Consider the following 20,456-nt stretch of genomic DNA (forward strand, 5'->3'; position numbering starts at 1 on the left):
CCCCCTTAGTCCAGCCGCCGCTGGGTTTTCCAGGCCGTCAGGCCGATAAACACCGTCGCCGAGGCGATCAGGAACAGCAGATTAATCATCAGTACCGTGCCGACGTTGCCCGCCAAAAACAGCGTCTGCAACGTGCTGACGAAGTAGCGCGCCGGGATGATATAAGTCACGGCGCGCACGATCGCCGGCATGCTGTCGATTTGGAAGATAAAGCCGGACAGCATGATCGAAGGCAGAAAGGCGGCGTTCAGCGCCACCATTGCCGCGTTGAACTGGTTACGGGTGATGGTGGAAATCAACAGCCCCATGCCGAGCGTGCTGGCGAGGAATAGGCTGCTGATCACGAACAAAATCAGCAGCGAACCGCGATAGGGCACGCCGAGCACGAATACCGACACCACCATGCACAGCACCATGGCGATCACGCCGAGGAAGTAGTAGGGCACCAGTTTGGAAAGCAACAGTTCGCTGCGCGTCACCTGCGTGGAGAGCAGGGCTTCCATGGTGCCGCGTTCCCATTCGCGGGCGATCACCAGCGAGGTGAGGATCGCGCCAATCACTGTCATGATAATGGTGATGGCGCCGGGAATGATGTAATGCCGGCTGATTGCCGCCGGGTTAAACCAGTAACGCATCTGCACGTCAATCAGCGGCTTATCCTCGCGCCCGCGATCGGTGGCGCGCTGCTGCTGCCAGACTTGCCACACTCCCTGGGTATAGCCCTGGACAAAGTTGGCGGTGTTCGGCTCGCTGCCGTCGGTGATAATCTGGATTGGCGCGCTGTCGTGCGGCCGCGCCAGCTGTTTGTCGAAGTCATTGGGGATCACCACCAAGCCGCGGATCCGCCCGGCCTGCATCAGTTGGATCAACTGTTGGCGGTTGTCGCTGATGGTCGGTTCGATGTAGGGCGAACCGGCGAAAGCGTGGGCCAGATCGCGGGCGTCCTCGCTCTGTTGCTCCATTAAAATGCCCAGCCGCAGCTTGCTGGAGTCGAGGTTGATGCCGTAGCCGAAGATAAACAGCAACATCAATGGGATCACAAAGGCAATCAGCCCGCTGCTGGGATCGCGCAGGATCTGCCGCGTCTCTTTCAGACACAGCGCACGCAGCCGTCGCCAGGAGAAACCGCTGGCGTCGGTGGGGTTCTGGCTCACGGCTATTTTCTCGTTCACGGCTGCTCCTCCCGATCGTAACCCTGCACCAGCTCGATAAACGCCTGCTCCATTGAAGGATTGGGGTTGTCGTCGCAGGCGATCTGCTGTTTGAGATCGTCCGGCGTGCCGGCGGCGATGATCTTGCCGCGATACACCAGCCCGATGCGATCGCAGTATTCCGCCTCGTCCATAAAGTGGGTCGTGACCATCACCGTCACGCCTTTATCCACCATGCCGTTGATGTGCAACCAGAACTCGCGGCGGGTCAGGGGATCGACGCCCGAGGTCGGTTCGTCGAGAAACAGAATGTCCGGTTCGTGCATCAGCGCGCAGGCCAGTGCCAGCCGCTGCTTGAAGCCGAGCGGCAGTGAATCCGGCGTTTGGCTGAGGATTGGCTCAAAGTTGAAGGCGGTCGACATCTCGTTGATTTTGTCGCGCTGCGCTTTGCCGCTCAGGCCGTAGACGCCGGAGAAAAACTTCAGGTTCTGCGCCACCGTCAGGTTGCCGTACAGCGAGAATTTCTGCGCCATATAGCCCAGACGTTGGCGCGCTTTACCGGAGCTGGTTTTCAGATCCATATCCAGCACCAACGCCTTGCCTTCGGTCGGCACCAGCAGCCCGCACATCATTTTGAAGGTGGTGGACTTGCCGGCGCCGTTCGGGCCGAGCAGGCCGAAAATCTCGCCGCGCTGCACCTTGAAGTCCACGTGGTCGGTGGCGGCGAAATCGCCGAACTTCTTGGTCAGCCCCTGCGCTTCAATCACCGTTTGCGAGCTTTCACCCTCGACGGTCGGCATGATCTCCGCCAGCGCCGATTTACTGTTTGGCCCGCCGCCGAGCAGATCGATAAACGCATCCTCAAAGCGCGGATCCGCCTCCGTCATTTCCGCGTCCGGCAGATCCAGCGCCTGCAGTACCTGCCGGTGATCTTCGCCCTGCCTGAGGATCAGCCGCAGGTATTTGCCCTGGATCACCCCGTCGGTAACCGAAGGCAGGCAGATCGCCCGTTGCAGCAGGGCGCGGTGGCTGCCGGCGGGGGGCGCAATCAGCACTGTGCGCCCGACCATGCGCTGGGTCAGGTCTTTAGGCGCGCCGCTGAACAGTAATTCCCCTTCATTGAGCAACAGCACTTCGCGGCACTGCTCGGCTTCGTCAAGATAGGAGGTGCTCCACAGGATCAGCATGCCGTCGTTGGCCAGTTCATGCACCATGCGCCACAGCTCGCGGCGCGAGATCGGATCGACGCCGACTCCCGGCTCATCCAGCAGCAGCACCTGCGGTTGGCCCACCAGCGTGCAGGCCAGCCCGAGCTTTTGCTTCATGCCGCCGGAAAGCTTGCCCGCGAGGCGGGTGGTAAAGCGCGTGAGATCGGTGAAGGTCAGCAGCCGATCGAAGGTCTGTTTTCGCAGATCGCCGGTGACCCCGCGCAGATCGGCGTACAGCGTCAGGTTTTCCATGACGGTAAGATCTTCATACAGCCCGAATTTTTGCGGCATGTAGCCGAGGATGGCGTGCAGTTGACGATCTTGCGCGATCGGATCCAGCCCGGCGACGCGCAGCATGCCGCTACTGGGTTTCAGTAACCCGGCCAGCATGCGCAGCAGGGTGGTTTTGCCGGCGCCGTCCGGGCCAACCAGCCCGGTGACCGCGCCACTGGTCAGGCGGGTGGTCAGGCTGGCGACCGCGGGTTTTGCCAACGATGGAAAACGTTTTTCCAATGCCTCCAGTTCAATAACCTGTTCCATTACCGCCGCCTCAAGGTTTGGCAAAACGAACGGTGACCGGCATGCCCTGGCGCAACGCGTCATCGGCGTCGGTGACAATCACCCGCAGCCGGTACACCAAATCGGTGCGCAGATCCGGGGTTTCGACGCTTTTCGGCGTAAATTCGGCGGTCGGCGACACGAAGCCGATTTTGCCGTGATAAGGCTTGTTCGGCCGGCCATCGGTATAAATTTCCAGTTCGGCACCCGGCACCGCTTTACTCAGGCTGGATTCGTTCACATAGGCGCGCACCCACACCGGGCGAGTCAGCGAAAGCGTGAATACCGTGCCGCCGGCGCTGAGCATGGTGCCCGGCTCGATTGCGCGCGTCAGCACCGTGCCGGCCGAGGGGGAAACCAGGGTGGTATCGTGCAAATTCAGCTGTGCCTGCGCCAGCGCGGCCTCATTTTGCGCCAGATTGGCTTTGGCTTCTTCTATCTCCTGCGGGCGGTTGCCGCTGAGGTATTGCGACAGCTTGTCTTTCGAGGCCTGCAGGTTGGCCTGCGCCTGATTGCGCGAGGTGCGGGCATCTTCCAGCGCATCGGCGGAGGTGGCATTTTTCGCCCATAGCCCCTGCTGACGTTTGAAGAAGCTGTCGGCATAGTTAAAGGCGGAAAGGCGTTGCGCCACTTCCGAACGCACCTGGGCAATCTCTTCGGCGCGGTAACCGGCCAGCAGCAGCGCCAGCTTGGCCTTGGCGCTGGCGACGTTAGCCTGCGCCTGTTGCAGCGCGTTGATGTACGGCGCGTCGTCCAGCTTGCCGAGCAGTTGCCCGGGCTGAATGGCATCACCTTCGTCGACGGTCAGCGACGCCAGCCGCCCGTCGACGCGGAAGCCGAGATTCACCGTGCGGATATCGACGTTGCCGTACAGCGTCAGCGGCTGCTCTTGCTGCTGGTGGTAATGCCAAAAACCATAACCGGCGCCGGCGATCAGCACGATAATCGCCACAATGATGGCACTGCGTTTCTTGTTCATAACACTCCCTGCCTATAAAGATTAAACCCGATGAATTTCACGTTACGGCCAGGCGACAAGTGCGCGAATCCCCGGGAGCTTACTCAAGTAAGTGACTGGGGGGCGTGCACGCAGCCAACAACGCCGCAGCTTGAAATACGCGGGGTTTATGCGCCATAACGCTGGCGCAGCCCATTAACCAGAAGATCTATGTGTTCCGCCAGCACCTCGCCGATTTGCGCCGCTTCGGCCGTACCTATCTGCTGCCAGCCCGCCTGCCGGCGCACGGTTTCCCGCGCGATGCGAAACGACAGCACCTCGCCGAGCAGCGCATGGGTGTGCAGCACGATTTTGGTCGAGCGCTCGTCGATGCCGGTATAGGCCGCCAGCAGGCGGCACAGTTTGCTATGCAGCGGCGCTATCACCTGCTGGTGGATCAGCGGATAAGCGTCGGTAGGGGAGAGTTGCTCGCGCGACATGATTTTGCTCAGGTTCAGCGTATGCGGTTGAGTCATCAGTTCGCTGAACGCCAGCAGCCCGCTTTTCAGGTAGGCGAGATACTGCTCCGGCCGGCGCTCGGCGGCAGGCCGTTGCCAGAAGCGGTCAATCTCCTCGGCCAACGGGCGGAATGCCTGCTGGATAAAATCGGCAATCCACTGTGCAACGGCCAGATAAAGGCCTTCTTTGGAATTGAAGTAGTAGGTAATGGCGGCGATGTTCTGCCCGGCGCGCTGGGCGATATCGCGGGTGGTCGCGCCCTGAATGCCGTATTCGCCGAACATCTCGATGGCGGCGGCGATCAGCTGCCGGCGCGCCTGTTCGCCGCGCGCCCGGCCGGCAGTTTGGTTACCTGGCATAGACAGTGCTCGCAAAAGTTAATCAATCGTATGATTAACTTTATGCCAGATTGGGTAAAATGCAATCAGAAACCCTTTTTTAATTCAGGTTATTTTCAGGATATACTGAATTTCCGGCATATTGTGCTCTCAGTCAGTAAAATTGCGTTTTCTTGTGCGACTTCTGCTACACTCCCGCGCTGGTGCACTGCAGTTTGTGCCAAATCCCTCGTGGTCATGCTTAATGCCCCGTCTGATCATCCTCCCAGGAAACTGCACCGAACATTGTTTAGGTTAGGGGGGATCTGGAGCTTTTCTCTACTATGTCATTTGAAACTCTCGGCTTAAGTGCTGAAATTCTGCGCGCTGTTGAAGAACAGGGCTATCGCGAACCTACGCCAATTCAGCGCCAGGCTATCCCTGTAGTGTTGGAAGGTCGTGACCTGATGGCCAGCGCACAGACCGGTACCGGTAAAACCGCTGGCTTTACCCTGCCGCTGTTGCAGCTGCTGAGTAAGCATGATCATCCGATCAAGGGCCGTCGCCCGGTACGTGCGTTGATCCTGACGCCAACCCGTGAACTGGCGGCGCAGATCGGCGAAAACGTCGAAGCTTACAGCAAACACCTGCGCCTGCGTTCGCTGGTGGTGTTTGGCGGCGTGAGCATCAACCCGCAGATGATGAAACTGCGCGGCGGCGTCGACATTCTGGTGGCAACACCGGGTCGCCTGCTGGATCTGGAACACCAGAACGCGGTTGATCTGTCCAAAATTGAAATTCTGGTGCTGGACGAAGCTGACCGCATGCTGGATATGGGCTTTATCCATGATATCCGCCGCGTGCTGGCCAAGCTGCCTGCCAAGCGTCAGAACCTGCTGTTCTCAGCCACCTTCTCCGACGACATCAAAGCGTTGGCGAACAAGCTGTTGCACAACCCGGCCTCGGTGGAAGTGGCGCGCCGCAACACGGCGTCCGAGCAGATCGAACAAAGCGTGCACTTCGTCGACAAGAAGCGTAAGCGGGAACTGCTGTCGCAGATGATCGGCGAAGGCGACTGGAAGCAAGTATTGGTGTTCAACCGCACCAAGCACGGCGCCAACCACCTGGCCGAGCAGTTGAACAAAGACGGCATCACTGCCGCAGCGATCCACGGCAATAAAAGCCAGGGCGCGCGTACCCGTGCATTGGCCGATTTTAAAGACGGCAAAATTCGCGTGCTGGTGGCAACCGACATCGCGGCGCGCGGTCTGGACATCGACCAACTGCCGCACGTGGTGAACTACGAGCTGCCTAACGTGCCGGAAGATTACGTGCACCGCATCGGCCGTACCGGCCGTGCAGAGCGTACCGGTGAGGCGATCTCGTTGGTCTGCGTAGATGAACACAAACTGCTGCGCGACATCGAGCGCCTGCTGAAGCGTGAAATCCCGCGTATTGCCCTGCCAGGCTATGAGCCGGACCCAAGCATCAAGGCGGAGCCGATCATCAACGGCCGTCAGGGTGGCGGGCGCGGCAACGGCGGCGGTCAACGCTCCGGCGGCGGCCAGCGCAGCGGTAACGGCGGTGGCCATAGCGGCCAACGTGAAAACCGTGGCGGCGGCAGTGCCCGCCCTCAGGGTGACGGCAAGCCACGTTCAGGCGCGCCGGCACGACGTCCACGCAGCCGCAAGCCAGGCGAGTAATATCGCGCTGTTGCAAGATGCTATCAGGCCACCTTTACAGGTGGCTTTTTTTATGTCTGGCGGAAGTGAATTTTCGTACTAGGATCGACGGGGTAAGCCAATTTCTCTGGAGCCGATGATGAAACTGAAGTGCGCAATTCTTGATGATTATCAGCAGGTGGCACTCACGATGGCGGACTGGTCGACGATAGCCGGGCGGGTCGAGGTGTTCGCCATGAGCCAGCATTTTACCGATGAGGCGGAGCTGGCGGTGCACCTGCAAGACTGTGACATGCTGGTGATCATGCGCGAACGCACGCCGATTACCGCCACGCTACTGGCCCGGTTGCCGAAGTTAAAACTGCTGATCACCTCTGGCATGCGCAATGCCTCTATCGATCTGGCCGCCGCCGAGCAGCGCGGCATTGTGGTTTGCGGCACCGCCAGCGGTTCGGCCGCGCCGATGGAACTGACCTGGGCGCTGCTGTTGGGGTTGGCAAAGCACACGGTGGCGGAAAACGCCGGGCTGCGCAATAACGGCCCCTGGCAACAGGCGCTTGGCGTCACTCTGCAAGGCAAAACGCTGGGCCTGCTGGGGCTGGGCAAGATTGGCAGCCAGATGGCCAAGGTGGCGCAGGCGTTCGGCATGCGGGTGCTGGCCTGGAGCCAGAACCTGACGGCGGAAAGAGCCGGGCAACAGGGCGTTGCGCTGGCCGAATCGAAACTGGCGCTGTTCGAGCAGAGCGATTTTGTCTCCGTCCATTTGGTGCTGAGCGAACGCAGCCGCGGGCTGGTGGGGCGCGATGAACTGGCCGCGATGAAGCCTTCCGCGTATCTGATCAACACCTCGCGCGCGGCGATTGTCGATCAGGAGGCGTTGATAGAAGCTCTGCAACAACAACGGATCGCCGGCGCCGGGCTGGACGTGTTCGAGGTTGAACCTTTGCCGATGGACGATATCTTCCGCCGCCTGCCCAACGTGCTGGCGACGCCGCACCTGGGTTACGTGGCCGATGACAACTACCGCATCTATTTCCGCGAGGCGATTGAGGACATCGAGGCGTTTCTCGCCGGACAGCCCCTGCGCAGGTTGGGCTAAGCGCGGTTTGAATCCCAAAATAATTGGAGTTGCATCGCGGCGGCAACTAAGCGCATCCCTGGGAGCGTACAGGTAGTATGTGACCGGGGTGACAAATCTGTCAGGAACAGATTTGAACGCTGCTTGCAGCGGCCCCAAAGGGGGGGGGGCCCACGGATGGGCCGAATATCCGCAGGAAGCCAACAAAGATGCAGCTTCAAATATGCAGGGTTTATTCCCCCGTGCGCTTGTCTGATGGCGGCATTCCCCCGTATCATTGCGCGTCTTTTTTAGCTGGGGTGATCATGCGCGTATTATTGGCTCCGATGGAGGGCGTTCTCGATTCTTTGGTGCGCGAGCTGCTCACCGAAGTGAACGACTACGACCTGTGCATCACCGAATTCCTGCGCGTGGTTGACCAACTGCTGCCGGCCAAATCTTTCTACCGCCTGTGCCCCGAACTGCATCACGCCAGCCGCACCCCGTCCGGCACGCTGGTGCGCATCCAACTGCTGGGCCAGCACCCGCAGTGGTTGGGGGAAAACGCCGCCCGTGCGGTCGAACTGGGTTCTTACGGCGTCGATCTCAACTGTGGTTGCCCGTCCAAGCTGGTCAACGGCAGCGGCGGCGGGGCGACCTTGCTGAAAGATCCGGAACTGATTTACCAGGGTGCGAAAGCGATGCGCGCAGCGGTGCCGGATCATCTGCCGGTGACGGTAAAGGTACGCTTGGGTTGGGACAGCGACAGCCGCAGTTTTGAAATCGCCGACGCGGTGCAACAGGCGGGCGCCACCGAGCTGGCGGTGCATGGCCGTACCAAAGAGGACGGCTACAAGGCAGAACGCATTAACTGGGCGGCGATTGGCGAAATCCGCAAGCGGCTGACCATTCCAGTGATCGCCAACGGCGAAATCTGGGATTACCAAAGCGCACAAGACTGCCGGCAAACTACCGGCTGCGACGCGGTGATGCTGGGGCGCGGCGCATTAAACGTACCGAACCTGAGCCGGGTGGTGAAATACAACGAACCGCGCATGCCGTGGCCGCAGGTGGTGCAACTGCTGCAAAAATACGTTCATCTGGAAAAACAGGGCGACACCGGCCTGTATCACGTGGCGCGCATCAAGCAGTGGCTGGGGTATTTACGCAAAGAGTATGCCGAGGCCACCGACCTGTTCGGCGAAGTTCGCGCTCTGACCAACTCGAAGGACATTGCGCGGGTGATTTGTGGGTGATAATAATATAAAATAATTAAATTAATGGTCGATTTATTCTATTGGCGATATTGTTTTCATTTAATGTACTGGCAGGTTTAAAGTTATAGTCTATACTGGTTTTAATTTAAAATTAAAATAGTGACTAATCAAATGAAAATAGATTATTTAAAAATAATTAATTTTAGAGGGATAAAGGAAATAACATTAGAGAATTTAGGTAGAATGGTCGTAATCGCTGGGCAAAATGGTTCTGGGAAATCGTGTGTTTTTGATGCTATTAGGTTACTAAAATCAGTCTATGGAGGTTATCAGCCAAATGAGTGGCATCAATGGATGGGCGAGTTTCAAATTAGTATTACGAATAACCCCGATGATTTTTCCCCTATATTTAACAATAGGCTTGAAGTTGTAAGGATTATTTGCGATTTTAGTTTGTCAAAAGAAGAAAAGGAATATATAAATAACAATTCAACAGTGTTATTAAAGGAAAAAATCTGGAGAGATATGATGCCGGAAGCATATCAATCCGGGGTGAAAGTGATGGCTGCATTTACTGCTAAATTTAAAGATAAAGAGATTGAGTTTAATGAAAAGTTCAAATATGAAAATGATCTTCTTAAAAAAGAGTTGAGTTATGAATGTATAAGAGGGGAGTTTTTTATTGAACCAAATGAACCTCCCCAGTTTGAGTTATCTCCTGTTTTATCGATAATTTTTAGTAATTTCAAATTGAGCGATATAGGAGTTGTTGATTATCATGGTGCCCAGCGGCATTATAGTCGAGAGAATATTCAAGGTATAAATTTAAACTTGGACTCTATTGAGCAACAGCGTAGTCATTCTGCCTTATATAACTATGGGTCAAAATATAATAATATAAAGGGTGAAATGGCATCCTCCTATATTAAGGAGATGTTAATTGAGCAAGCAGGGATCCCTCGAGAAAAACAGTTATCTTTGACTAATACGTTAAAAGAACTATTTACTACATTTTTTCCTGAAAAAGAGTTTTTAGGACCGCAACCAACAAAAAAAGGTAGTTTGATATTTCCTGTTAAGACAAAAAATGGAAGTGTCCATGATTTAGATGAATTGAGTTCCGGTGAGAAGGAAATACTATATGGATATTTGAGAATTAGGAATTCCGCCCCTAAATACTCTATAATTTTACTCGATGAACCAGAGTTACATTTAAATCCTAGGTTAATTAGATCATTGCCTCGTTTTTATAATAAACATCTGGGAGAGGATTTGGATAATCAAATTTGGCTTGTTACTCATTCGGATTCACTTCTTCGGGAGGTTGTAGGGGTGGAAACGTATAGTGTCTTTCATATGGTACCATGTTGGAGTATAGGTGATGATGTAGGGCAGATAAAGAAACTTTCTGCGACAAAAGATCTTGATTTGGCACTCGTTGATATGGTCGGAGATTTGGCTGCATATAGACCTGGTGGGAAAGTAATTATTTTGGAAGGAGGGGGGGATTCAGACTTTGATCAGAAGGTAATATCGACTTTATTTCCTGAGTTATTTGGTCATGTCAATCTCATATCAGGTAGTAATAAAATGAGAGTTAGAGCATTACATGAAATTTTAAACAAGCTCTCCTCAAATGAGGCATTACCATTTGATTTTTATTGCATTACTGACATGGATTCTGAAAGGAAAATTGACAAAGACTCATCAAAAAATATTTTTACATGGGATGTATATCATATAGAAAATTACTTCCTAAATACTAAATATATAAAAGATGCATTATCAATTCTTCATCTTAATGAAGGATATAGTGAAGATTTTATCCTCAGTGAATTACGTGATTGTGCAACTAAAACAATTCCAGAGTTAATAAGACATGAGCTATCATGCTTTGTTAATGAAAAAATATTAAGGTGCATTAATTTAAAAGTAGCTCCTAATACTAATGATTTGGCTAGTAAGTTATTTGCCGCGACTTCTAATTCACTGGATAAAATAAAAAGTGTTACCGATAATGAATTAAGCGTATCATCTCTTAGTGAATTTGAAAATAAATTAAGTGAAAAGTACTATGGCAGCTTGTCTGATGGTTCCTGGGTTAATATTATCAGAGGTAGGGATGTGCTTAAGTCATTTGTTGGTAAGCATGGTGGTGGGGTAGCATATGACGTTTTCAGAAATGTTATAATCGCTAGCATGAAAAATGATTCTTATCGTCCATTTGGTATGAAGGAAATAATAAATAAGATAGTTAATTCTTAAATGTGAAATTGTTCTTAATAATGGGGATGAACCGGTTTAGTATACTCTTGTGGATGCAACTTGCATAATTAATCACCGTTTTTCATGTTTTATTTTTTTGATGGCTGGGTTTTTAAAAATAAAACTCCTGCATAACAGGTTTTTTATAGTGAATTTTTACCGGAGATTTAAGTGTTCTATCTACCACGTGGCTCGGAACTCAGGCATTTACCCTGCGGCGACCCTCTGATCTATTAATATAAAGGTATTCCAAGGTTTTGATTAGTCTCGTTGCGTTTTTAGCTCGATTTCGAGCAGATGAGGTATCAGCTTATTCAACTCTACCAATTTTTTCTCTTCATTACTAAAATAAATGATCTTTTTGCATTAGTCGAAAGCAGCTCACCGGATTAGGAGTCAGCGTGGTACCAGCCGGTCTATAAAGGTTTTTCTCTCCTCCCAGTCTGTAACGTTGATCATCACTGTACTAGTAAGATCATCAATGGGGGGCGTAGAGCTATTCATAGTTAGCAGTCAGCTCTATTAACGCAATAAATCGCTTAACAGTACCTATAGGCGGGTGCATGATTGATACCCGAATAACTTGGCCAAGCTGATGAGAAAAAACAGAGTAAGGTTGCCTTCTGCTTATTTAACACAATTCCATCGGGCCAAGTAGCGCTCAAAAAATTAAAACTGTGTCATCAACGGCCCAAATCAATTCCAAAATAGCGCATCAGCACTGCACGCCGTTCGTCTTCTGAATGCAGCGTAGATTCATGGCGCTGGTGATCTTCGGTGATAATCAGCTTGTTCTCGCTGAGGGTTACCCGGCCATTTTCCGTTGGCCGCGAGCACACCAGCCGCTGGGTAAAATGCGACTGCGGCGAGGTGCTGTGGTAGTGGCACATGCCGTCGAACTCACTCGGCTCACGGGCTTGCAGGGTAAAGCGGTACAGGGTTTTGGCGTGTGAGCGGTTATCGCCGTTTCTGCGTTCCAGGTAATAAGTCTCGCCTTCCTGTTCTAGATGGAAGGTGCCGCTGGTCTGCGGCTGCTGTTCGGTGGTGGTGATTTTCAGCGGCGTCAGGAACGAATCGCCAAACCCCACGTCCACCAGATACGGCTGATCCAGCTCCACTTTCAGCGCCATATGGTCGAAGGGCGCGCCGAAGCTGCCGTCGCGCGCGCGGATCTCGCCGGAAATAAACTGCACGTTAAAGCCGATGTCCTTCAACAGCAGGGCAAACAGCCGGTTCAGCTCATAGCAAAAGCCGCCGCGGTTGCGTTCGACAATTTTATTGAACAGCGCCTGTTCTTCCAGATGAATGCCCTGGCGATAAATAATGCTCAGGTTCTCAAAGGGCACGCTCAGCATATGGCAGCGGTGTAATTGTTGCAGCGTCAGGAGGTCAGCCTGGGGGATGCCTGCAAATCCAATATGTTGCAGGTAGCGTTGTTTATCCACGGAGTGTCTCGCAGCCAAAAAATCGATGATATCTTTCATACTCCAAGCCGCATCTTTGTTGACTGCCTGCGCTTAGGTGTCGCCGCGATGCAACTCGAATTATTGTGGATATATAAAATAGTTGGATTTTTCACCGCTGTGGGCGCAATACGTGCTGTGTCAAAACGCCGGGGGTTTGCCTGCCGCCTGCAGCAGCAGATTCACCCAGCGGCGGGTGGTGGCGCTAACGAACGCGCTGTCCGCCCAGCACAGGCGATATTGATAGGCGCAGGGCAGTCGTCCGTATTCGCCAAACACCGGCACCAGCTTGCCTGCGGCTAACGCATCCTGCGCCACCGCCAGGCTGCCGAGCACGATGCCGTTGCCTTCCATCGCTTCCTGCAACGCATGGCCGACGCTGTTAACGGTGAGGATGCCGCGCGGTGTCGCTGCGCCTGCGCCAAAGGCGGCGAACCAGTCTTGCCAGCCGGCGGCGCCCAGCCCTTGCGCATCCTTCCACGGCGAGTGAATCAAGGGGGCCTGCGGCAAATCGGCGAGGGTGAACGCAGGATGTGCGGCCAGAAATGCGGGGCTCGCCAGCGGCGCAAAGGCATCGGCCAACAGTTCGCGGGAATGCGGCGGCGGGTTGGCGGTGGGGCTGTAACGGATGGCGATGTCCGCTTCGCCGCTGGCTAAATCGCGCAGGCTTTCGTTGGCGTCCAGCACCAGCGAGACATCAGGATCGGCGTGGCGCAGCGCCGGTAAACGCGCCGCCAGCCAATGGCTGGCAATGCCCAGCGTGCAGGTGAGTTTCAGCGTTTGCTGCTGCGTCGGCCGGGCGCGATCGCTGGCTTTTTGCAGCAGCGTCAGCGCACGGGTGACGTCGGTAGCCAGCCGTTTGCCGGTGTCGTTGAGCGCCACCGCATTGCCCTTGCGGTGAAAAAGTTCAACGCCCAGCTCGTTCTCCAACTGGCGTATCTGGCGGCTGACCGCCCCAAGCGTGACGTTCAACTGCTCCGCCGCCTCGGTAAAACTGGCGCAGCGCGCCGCCACCTCGAAGGTATGCAAGGCTTTCAGCGACGGCAGTCGTGGTTGGGCGTTCAGCTTGAGTTTCATTCAACCATATTGCCAATCTATCGATGTTCCACAAGCGATTTTTCTCTTACTTTTTGTCAACGAATCGGACGGGAGAATTGGGTGGATATATTCATGGGGTTAGCCGCCGCGCTGTGCTGGGGCAGCACGGATTTTTTGATCGGTATCAACGCGCGGGCGGTGGGCGTGCGCAGGGCGGTATTCTTCTCCCAGGCGATCGGTTTTGTCATTCTATCCGGGTTGTTGCTGACTACCGCCATTCCCGCCTTTGCGGCGTCGCCCAGGGTTTGGGGATTGGCGCTGCTGGCCGCCGGCCTGATGGTGGGCGCAACGCTGGCGCTGTCCCGGGCTTTTGCCATCGGCAAAACGGCGCTGGTGGCACCCTTGGTCACCAGCTACGGCGCGGTGACCACGCTGTTATCCTGGCTCGGCGGCGAACGGCTTGGCGCGCTGACGCTGGCGGGGCTGGCGGTATGTCTGTTTGGGGTCATACTCAGCGCGATGGAGCCGGGCCGCCAGCCTGAAAAATCCGGTTCGGCATGGCCCTCCGTCGCCTTCTCGTTGATGGCAGCGCTCTGTTACGGCACCTGTTTTTGGCTGCAGGGAAAATACACGCTGCCGGTGCTGGGGCCACGGGTCAGCCTGTGGCTCGGCTATACGGTCGGGTTGGCGGCGGTGTTGATCCTGAACACTGACCGACGAGCGCTGGTTGCGCGCCCTACCTGGCGGCAAGGCGGGTTGTTGCTGGCCGCCAGCCTGCTGAGTTTGGGCGGTTTTACCGCCTTTGCCGTGGGCGCCGGGGCGGGCTCGGTGGCTGTCGTCACCGTGCTCAGCACGTTGTCCGGCGGTATCGCCGCGCTGTTGGGCGCGCTTTTGTTGCGCGAGCGGCTTTCCGGCCTCCAGTGGCTGGGGGTATTCACGGTGTTGGCGGGCGCTGTGGTGCTGCATTTAAAGCCAACATAACTGTCTCCCTCGCGGGTAGGCTCGCCTAACCTGCCTGCGGTGTGCGGCGAAGATAAGTGAGCGGGTTCAGCGAGCGCAGGTGCATTTGCAAGACCACGCCGCGTTGGAAGACGTAGTTGAGCAGGGTCAGCGACAGCAGTTCGGTCAGCAGGGTGCTGTAGGCGGCGCCCATTATGCCGTACTGGCGGATCAGACAATAAGAAAGCGGGATATTGATGATAAACACCAGGAGCATCTTCTTCGACAAGAAGCCGTAGCCCGAGAACATCACAATGTATTTATAGGCCAGGGTGCCGAGTGCCGAAAGCAGCGTGGCTACCGCCAGCACGCCCATGGCCGGATAGGCCGCCAGGTATTGCTCTCCGTACAGCAGCACGATCACCGGTTTGCCGAGCAAAACGATGCCTGCCACTATTGCGGCGGCGATCGCCAGCACCAGCCCATTCAGTTTGGCGGCGGCGCGCACCGCGTCGTCACGGCGGTAAGCGAATATCTTGGCAAAAAACGAGGAGATCACTGCGTTGGTGACGAACATCCAGGCGGTGGCCAGCGTGATGGCGACGGAATAAATACCCAGCGCTTCGGCGGAAACGAACCACATCAGGAACAGCTGCGCCAGCCGGGTGTAAATGGCGATGGAGACGTTGGAGACCGCCAGCGGCAGCCCGCTGGCGAGCAGATAGCGCACATATTTGCGCCGAACGCGAGCGGGGGCGGTAAAGCGCGGGTGGCGGCGATGGTATAGGCGGTGGCGGATCAGGTAAGGGATCAGATAAACCATCACTATGGGGATCGCCAGGAAATACAGATGCAGATCAAAATAAACAATCAGATAACGCGCCAGCAGGGCGCTGCCCAGGCCGGCAACGTTGGCCAGAGTATTGAAGCGCGACTCCAGCCGGGCGTCGTGGTAAATGGTGAACACGTCCCTGAGCGAGAAAAAGCCGGCGATAAAGGTGGCGGCGCAAAAATAGAAGGTAATGAAATCGTCCCGTAACCCGGTGTAAAGCAAGATGGCTGCGGAAAACAGGATAAAACAGCCCTGGCGCAGCCGGTTGGTGGAAAACATCAATGCGGTGCCGGAGCGCGGATTGCGGCTGATGCGTTTGAACAGCACTGTGTCGGAGCCCAGCAGCGCCAGCGTCTGGGTAATGGCGAAAATAGCGGTAGCGAAGGTGATCTTGCCAAAACTTTCCGGGCCAATATATTTCGCCATATAGGCGGTGATGAAAATGACGCCAAGAATAGAGACCATTTTTTCAGATATCATCCAGAATGCGTTTTTCACTATATTGATATCTATGAATTTCAATTGCATCAGCGATTTTCCCTGTCGCATGCCATGATAAGAATCATCCGATTATTATCCCATCCCCTGTAAGGATGGGGCCGCAGGGCTTTATAATTGAGCGGCAATAATCGAAATGTTAAAAGCATTTCTCCGTATGCTATCTTCATGGAAGAAACAGAAGAATGAGAAAACTCGCAAAACGGCTCTATCGGGCCGCACCTGATGCTATCTATTATCAAATTAGCCATTATCTTGCTCATGGCTCTTTGGTTAATTTCAAAAACCCGAAGACATTTTCCGAGAAAATTTATCAACGTATGCGCTATCCACAGTATGGCTTCAGCCTGCTGGCGGACAAGGTCGCGGTGAGGGAGTATATTTCACAGCGGGTTTCGGAAAAATACCTAACGCCGATCATCATGATCACCGATGATTTTACCGAGCAGGACTACCTTTCTCTGCCACAATCGTTTGTAATTAAAACCAATAATGCGTCTCAACAGGTTGAAATAGTCAAAGACAAAAGTCAGACCAGCTATCAGGATATTATGAATATTATTAATGGCTGGTCTGGCATAACCTATTGGAAAAGGTTTAGGGAAAAGCATTACGCCACTATTCCGCAAAAAATCATCGTCGAGAAATTGCTGGATATTGAGTGCAGCGGAGAATTGATCGATTACAAGGTGCATGTTTTTAATGGAAATCAACCTTATCTGTTCGTTGAGTTACTGCGCGGCGGGCCTGAACCCACTTCGCTGGAATTTTTGGACGCGCATGTTTACCCCTGCTTTTTTATTCAGAAGGATATTCCGCAGATCAATACGTTGCAGGCCAAACCTGCGTTTTGGGATGAGATGATCCAGGTAGCCAAAGCCGTGGCGGCGGATCTCGACTATTGCCGCGTCGATTTCTATCGCACTCCCGAGCAGCTCTACATTGGCGAACTGACGCTGACGCCCGGCGCCGGTAATGAGGTTTTTCTCCCGCGTGCGACCAACCTGCTGTTGGGCGAGATGATGTCCAGGGCCGGTAGCCGCTGCGGCGGTTAGCTCGGTTGCCGGCTGGCATGCGGAGGTGCGATGCTTTGCAGCCAGGCCAAAAATTCCGCCGCTTTGGGTTTGTCCAGCGTGCGCTGCGGATAGGCGACATAGTAAGGCTTGCTGAGCGGCAGCACCGGTTCCGCCAGCGGCACCAGCGTGCCGTTGGCCAGTTCGCGCCGGATCAACCTCTGTTGGCCGAGCAGAATGCCGTGGCCTGCCACCGCCGCATCAATCGCCAGCGAGGTCAGGTTATAGGTCAGGCCGCGCCGCTGAGGCAGCGGTAGCCCGGCGGCGCTGAACCACTCATGCCAACCCGGCAGGAACTGGCTCTCCTTTCCCCAATCGACATGAATCAACGGTTGCCGGGTCCAGTCACCGGCAGCCTGCCGTTGCGGGCTGCACACCGGCTGCACGTAATCCTGAAACAGCCGTACTTTTTCCAGCAGCGGATAGTCTTGATCGCCAAAGCACAGGGCAAAATCCGCCGCCGAAGCGGCGAAATCCACCGTGGCATGGGTGGCGTGCAGGCGGATATCCACCTGTGGATGGCGCACTAGCCAATCGCCAATCGCCGGGTTCAGCCATTTTGACGCCAGCGCCGGCAGCGCAAACACCGTCAAGGTTTCCTGGCCCCGCTGGCGATCGACATGCTGCTGCGCCACGCGCAGCGTCTCAAACGCGTCCTGCACATAGGCCAGATAATCCGCTCCCTGTTCGGTCAGCGTTACGCCGCTTTTGGCGCGGGTAAACAGCTGAATGCCCAGATGCTGTTCAAGCTGGCGGATTTGCTGGCTGACGGCGGCGGCGGTCAGCGCCAGGCTGTCTGCCGCTCTGGTCAGGCTGCCGGTACGGGCGGCGGTTTCAAACGCCAAAATGGCGCTCAGTTTGGGCAGGCGGCTGCGGGAAGGTGCGTTCATGGCGGCTATCGTTAAGAATGGGTTACCTCATCCTTAACGCATTTTTGTTATTACGGCAATGCGACATTCGCTACAGTGGGGTATCCGGCCGCCAAGCCTTCAGGAGCTTCTCATGCAGCAACTCGCTCATATCGTTGATTTATCCGCCAACCCGATTGGCGACGCCGATTTTCAAGCCCGATGCAAAGCGACCCTGGACACGGCGGGGGCGTTGGTGCTGCGGGGCTTTCTGACCGCAGCCGCGTTGGCGACCGTTCGTCTGGAAGGGGCAGAACACAGCCATGCGGCGTTTTATGCCGCCAGCAAGCATAACGTATACCTGAAACCGCAGGATGAAAGCCTGCCTGCCGACCATGCGCGCAACCGGCAGGTGGTGTCGTCCAAGGGCTGTATTACCGACGAGGATATCCCGGCCCAGTCGCCGCTGCGCACGCTGTATGATGCCCAACCTTTCCGCGATTTCCTCTGTGCGGTGCTTGAAGAGCAACAGCTTTATCCCTACGCCGATCGGCTGTCGTCGATCAACCTGCACTACGCGCATCGTGGGCAGGAACTGGGCTGGCATTTTGATAACTCCTCATTCGCCATCACGCTCCTGATCCAAAAACCGCAGGCCGGCGGCCGGTTTGAATATGTGGAAAACCTGCGGGATGCCGATCGCGGCGAGATGAATTACGCGGGGGTAACCCAGGTGCTGGACGGCGAGCGTGCGGTGAAGACGCTGGCGATGGAGGAGGGGGATTTGGTGCTGTTTCGTGGGCGCAATGCCATGCACCGGGTTACGCCAACCGAAGGCGATATCACCCGTATGCTGGTGGTGCTGGCCTATAATGCCCAGCCGGATATCGCGCTGTCGGAGAGCGCGCGCATGACTTTTTATGGCCGCTTGTAACGGATAAAAAAACTGCCCCGGTGGGGGCAGTTCGGAGACTCAGTGGTGGGATTCTTCGTGAGCCAACTGTTCCAGCTTCACTTCCTGCGCGCGCTTGCGCAGGCCAAACCAGCCCAGCACCAGCAACACGGCCAGCACCGGAATGGTAGCGATGGTCCAGGTGCCGTTCGGGTAATCGAACGCCATCATCACCACGACCGCCAGCAGGAACGCCAGCGTCAGCCATGAGGTGACCGGCGCGCCGGGCATCTTGAAGGTGACTGGCTGAGCGCGACCTTCTCTCACCGCTTTACGCAGACGCATCTGGCAAACGATGATGAATGCCCAGGAGCTGATAATGCCCAGTGAGGCAATGTTCAGCACGATCTCAAACACCTGCGAAGGCACCAGATAGTTCAACAACACGCCGATCACGTAGATGCCGCAGGTCACCAGAATGCCGGCATAAGGTACTTGCTGGCTGCTCATTTTTGACATGAATTTCGGCGCGGAGCCGCCCATCGACAGCGAACGCAGAATACGGCCGGTGGAGTACAGGCCGGAGTTCAGGCTCGAGAGCGCGGCGGTCAGCACCACGATGTTCATGATGGTGCCGATATAAGGTACGCCCAGTTTACTGAAGAAGGTGACGAACGGGCTTTGGCCGGCCTGATAGGCATTCCACGGCAGCAGCAGCACCAGCAGCACCACGGAACCGACGTAGAACAGGCCGATACGCCAGATCACGCTGTTGATCGCCTTCGGCAGCATTTTTGCCGGATCTTTGCATTCGCCGGCGGCCGTGCCGATAAGCTCGATGCCGGCGAAGGCGAAGATTACCCCTTGCACCAGCACCAACGCAGGCAGCAAGCCGTGCGGGAACATGCCGCCGTTTTCGGTAATCAGGTGCAGGCCGGTAGTGTTACCCGCCACCGGGGTGCCCATGCCGAGAAAGACCACGCCGACCACCAGGAAAAGGGCAATGGCGGCGACCTTGATCAGCGCAAACCAGAACTCCATCTCGGCGAACCACTTCACGCCGATCATGTTCATGGTCGCGACGACCCCGAGAGCGCAGAGCGCGAACAGCCATTGCGGCACGTCGGCGAAGGTGCCCCAGTAGTGCATGTACAGCGCGACCGCCGTGATGTCGACGATGCCGGTCATCGCCCAGTTGAGGAAATACATCCAGCCGGCGACATAAGAGGCTTTTTCGCCGAGAAACTCGCGGGCATAAGAAACGAAGCTGCCGCTGGAAGGGCGGTGCAGCACCAGCTCGCCCAGCGCGCGAAGAATGAAGAAAGAGAAAATCCCGCACACCAGATAGACCAAAGCCAGCGCCGGGCCGGCCATTTCCAGTCGGCCGCCGGTACCGAGGAACAGACCGGTACCGATGGAGCCGCCGATGGCGATCATCTGTATCTGCCGGTTGCCCATGCTTTTGTGATATCCGGATTCATGTGAGTCTAACCAACGTCTTCTGGCGGCGTGTTTGTCATGCGCAGTTTTTTTATGTGATTGCATCATCCGTCCTGTTTACCTGTCTATAGGGTTACCCAGCTCTCGGACGAGAGCAAACGATTGCTATTGGCAATCGTTATGAGAATGAGGTCATGGCATCATTCTGTTGTTTTATACCCGTCGTCTTTCAAGCTGCAAGGTTGTTGGCTGCACTGGCTTACCCCAGTGACGTACCTGAGTATGCGCCTGGTGATAAGCGAGCTGGCCGCTTGGCTGCAACTTGAAACCCCTGGGGTATATTATATGTACAGCCGTCATTAAATAACGGCGAGGCATGCTACCTTTTCTCCGTAAACGTGGCAAAAAATCCTGCGTATAAATCGTGATAAATTGTGTTTATTTTTTATTACATATATAAAATGTAATATTATTCAATATGATGAGTAAGTTTCTCGACGCGGAAACATCGAAGAATAAAAA

Annotated in this window: 16 protein-coding genes; 7 read left to right on the forward strand and 9 right to left on the reverse strand. The window is 55.2% G+C overall.

Annotation, left to right across the window (positions count from 1 at the left end):
• Nucleotides 1-5: 5 nt before the first annotated feature.
• The 4 genes from JK621_RS05325 to cecR all read right to left on the reverse strand — a co-directional run bounded on the left by JK621_RS05325 (nt 6) and on the right by cecR (nt 4,732).
• A complete protein-coding gene (locus tag JK621_RS05325; protein WP_432761919.1) occupies nt 6-1,172 on the reverse strand; it encodes an ABC transporter permease in 1,167 nt (388 codons plus the stop codon).
• A complete protein-coding gene (locus JK621_RS05330; RefSeq protein WP_212558910.1) occupies nt 1,169-2,899 on the reverse strand; it encodes an ATP-binding cassette domain-containing protein in 1,731 nt (576 codons plus the stop codon). The genes JK621_RS05325 and JK621_RS05330 overlap by 4 nt, the downstream gene beginning before the upstream one ends.
• A 10-nt stretch (nt 2,900-2,909) precedes the next feature.
• Entirely contained in the window at nt 2,910-3,896 is a 987-nt protein-coding gene (gene hlyD, locus JK621_RS05335; RefSeq protein ID WP_212558911.1) for a secretion protein HlyD, read from the reverse strand.
• A gap of 146 nt (nt 3,897-4,042) precedes the next feature.
• A complete protein-coding gene (gene cecR / locus JK621_RS05340) occupies nt 4,043-4,732 on the reverse strand; it encodes a transcriptional regulator CecR (protein WP_212558912.1) in 690 nt (229 codons plus the stop codon).
• A 302-nt stretch (nt 4,733-5,034) separates the two neighbouring features.
• On the opposite strand from cecR, the gene rhlE reads away from it, so the two are divergent.
• From rhlE to JK621_RS05360, 4 genes are all read left to right on the forward strand, one after another.
• Nucleotides 5,035-6,393, forward strand: a complete 1,359-nt coding sequence (gene rhlE, locus JK621_RS05345) for an ATP-dependent RNA helicase RhlE (protein ID WP_064798705.1) — start codon at nt 5,035-5,037, stop codon at nt 6,391-6,393.
• Between the two features lie 118 nt (nt 6,394-6,511).
• The gene (locus JK621_RS05350) at nt 6,512-7,471 is read left to right on the forward strand and encodes a D-2-hydroxyacid dehydrogenase family protein (RefSeq protein WP_212560129.1); all 960 of its coding nucleotides are present in this window, start codon (nt 6,512-6,514) and stop codon (nt 7,469-7,471) included.
• 284 nt (nt 7,472-7,755) lie between these two features.
• Nucleotides 7,756-8,685, forward strand: coding sequence for a tRNA dihydrouridine(16) synthase DusC (dusC, locus tag JK621_RS05355; protein WP_212558913.1), 930 nt, complete (start codon nt 7,756-7,758; stop codon nt 8,683-8,685).
• A gap of 132 nt (nt 8,686-8,817) precedes the next feature.
• Nucleotides 8,818-10,911, forward strand: a complete 2,094-nt coding sequence (locus tag JK621_RS05360) for an AAA family ATPase (protein WP_212558914.1) — start codon at nt 8,818-8,820, stop codon at nt 10,909-10,911.
• A gap of 683 nt (nt 10,912-11,594) precedes the next feature.
• On the opposite strand, the gene JK621_RS05365 is transcribed toward JK621_RS05360, so the two are convergent.
• Nucleotides 11,595-12,356: an arylamine N-acetyltransferase family protein gene (locus JK621_RS05365; RefSeq protein WP_212560130.1), complete on the reverse strand. Its 762-nt coding sequence runs from the start codon at nt 12,354-12,356 to the stop codon at nt 11,595-11,597.
• A gap of 159 nt (nt 12,357-12,515) precedes the next feature.
• Nucleotides 12,516-13,451, reverse strand: coding sequence for a LysR substrate-binding domain-containing protein (locus JK621_RS05370; RefSeq protein WP_212558915.1), 936 nt, complete (start codon nt 13,449-13,451; stop codon nt 12,516-12,518).
• 81 nt (nt 13,452-13,532) lie between these two features.
• On the opposite strand from JK621_RS05370, the gene JK621_RS05375 reads away from it, so the two are divergent.
• A complete protein-coding gene (locus JK621_RS05375) occupies nt 13,533-14,393 on the forward strand; it encodes a DMT family transporter (protein ID WP_249337144.1) in 861 nt (286 codons plus the stop codon).
• A gap of 25 nt (nt 14,394-14,418) precedes the next feature.
• Here the strand turns inward: JK621_RS05375 and JK621_RS05380 are convergent, their stop codons facing one another.
• Complete coding sequence (locus tag JK621_RS05380) at nt 14,419-15,711, reverse strand: oligosaccharide flippase family protein (protein WP_212558916.1); 1,293 nt, start codon at nt 15,709-15,711, stop codon at nt 14,419-14,421.
• A 155-nt stretch (nt 15,712-15,866) separates the two neighbouring features.
• Between JK621_RS05380 and JK621_RS05385 the strand changes: the two genes are divergently transcribed.
• A complete protein-coding gene (locus JK621_RS05385; RefSeq protein ID WP_212558917.1) occupies nt 15,867-16,736 on the forward strand; it encodes an ATP-grasp fold amidoligase family protein in 870 nt (289 codons plus the stop codon).
• On the opposite strand, the gene JK621_RS05390 is transcribed toward JK621_RS05385, so the two are convergent.
• Nucleotides 16,733-17,644, reverse strand: a complete 912-nt coding sequence (locus JK621_RS05390; RefSeq protein ID WP_212558918.1) for a LysR substrate-binding domain-containing protein — start codon at nt 17,642-17,644, stop codon at nt 16,733-16,735. The two genes, JK621_RS05385 and JK621_RS05390, sit on opposite strands and share 4 nt — an antisense overlap.
• Nucleotides 17,645-17,756: 112 nt before the next feature.
• Between JK621_RS05390 and JK621_RS05395 the strand changes: the two genes are divergently transcribed.
• Nucleotides 17,757-18,536, forward strand: coding sequence for a HalD/BesD family halogenase (locus JK621_RS05395; protein ID WP_212558919.1), 780 nt, complete (start codon nt 17,757-17,759; stop codon nt 18,534-18,536).
• Between the two features lie 39 nt (nt 18,537-18,575).
• Here the strand turns inward: JK621_RS05395 and ansP are convergent, their stop codons facing one another.
• A complete protein-coding gene (ansP, locus tag JK621_RS05400) occupies nt 18,576-20,039 on the reverse strand; it encodes an L-asparagine permease (RefSeq protein ID WP_212560132.1) in 1,464 nt (487 codons plus the stop codon).
• Nucleotides 20,040-20,456 lie beyond the last annotated feature (417 nt).

The sequence above is a fragment of the Serratia plymuthica genome (assembly GCF_018336935.1).
Classification (GTDB): domain Bacteria; phylum Pseudomonadota; class Gammaproteobacteria; order Enterobacterales; family Enterobacteriaceae; genus Serratia; species Serratia plymuthica_B.

Bases quoted from the DNA above. Each gene is read 5' to 3' on its own strand.
- JK621_RS05330 (WP_212558910.1), bottom strand. From the start codon at position 2,899: ATGGAACAGGTTATTGAACTGGAGGCATTGGAAAAACGTTTTCCATCG.
- hlyD (WP_212558911.1), bottom strand. From the start codon at position 3,896: ATGAACAAGAAACGCAGTGCCATCATTGTGGCGATTATCGTGCTGATC.
- cecR (WP_212558912.1), bottom strand. From the start codon at position 4,732: ATGCCAGGTAACCAAACTGCCGGCCGGGCGCGCGGCGAACAGGCGCGC.
- rhlE (WP_064798705.1), top strand. From the start codon at position 5,035: ATGTCATTTGAAACTCTCGGCTTAAGTGCTGAAATTCTGCGCGCTGTT.
- JK621_RS05350 (WP_212560129.1), top strand. From the start codon at position 6,512: ATGAAACTGAAGTGCGCAATTCTTGATGATTATCAGCAGGTGGCACTC.
- dusC (WP_212558913.1), top strand. From the start codon at position 7,756: ATGCGCGTATTATTGGCTCCGATGGAGGGCGTTCTCGATTCTTTGGTG.
- JK621_RS05360 (WP_212558914.1), top strand. From the start codon at position 8,818: ATGAAAATAGATTATTTAAAAATAATTAATTTTAGAGGGATAAAGGAA.
- JK621_RS05370 (WP_212558915.1), bottom strand. From the start codon at position 13,451: ATGAAACTCAAGCTGAACGCCCAACCACGACTGCCGTCGCTGAAAGCC.
- JK621_RS05380 (WP_212558916.1), bottom strand. From the start codon at position 15,711: ATGCAATTGAAATTCATAGATATCAATATAGTGAAAAACGCATTCTGG.
- JK621_RS05385 (WP_212558917.1), top strand. From the start codon at position 15,867: ATGAGAAAACTCGCAAAACGGCTCTATCGGGCCGCACCTGATGCTATC.
- JK621_RS05390 (WP_212558918.1), bottom strand. From the start codon at position 17,644: ATGAACGCACCTTCCCGCAGCCGCCTGCCCAAACTGAGCGCCATTTTG.
- JK621_RS05395 (WP_212558919.1), top strand. From the start codon at position 17,757: ATGCAGCAACTCGCTCATATCGTTGATTTATCCGCCAACCCGATTGGC.
- ansP (WP_212560132.1), bottom strand. From the start codon at position 20,039: ATGCAATCACATAAAAAAACTGCGCATGACAAACACGCCGCCAGAAGA.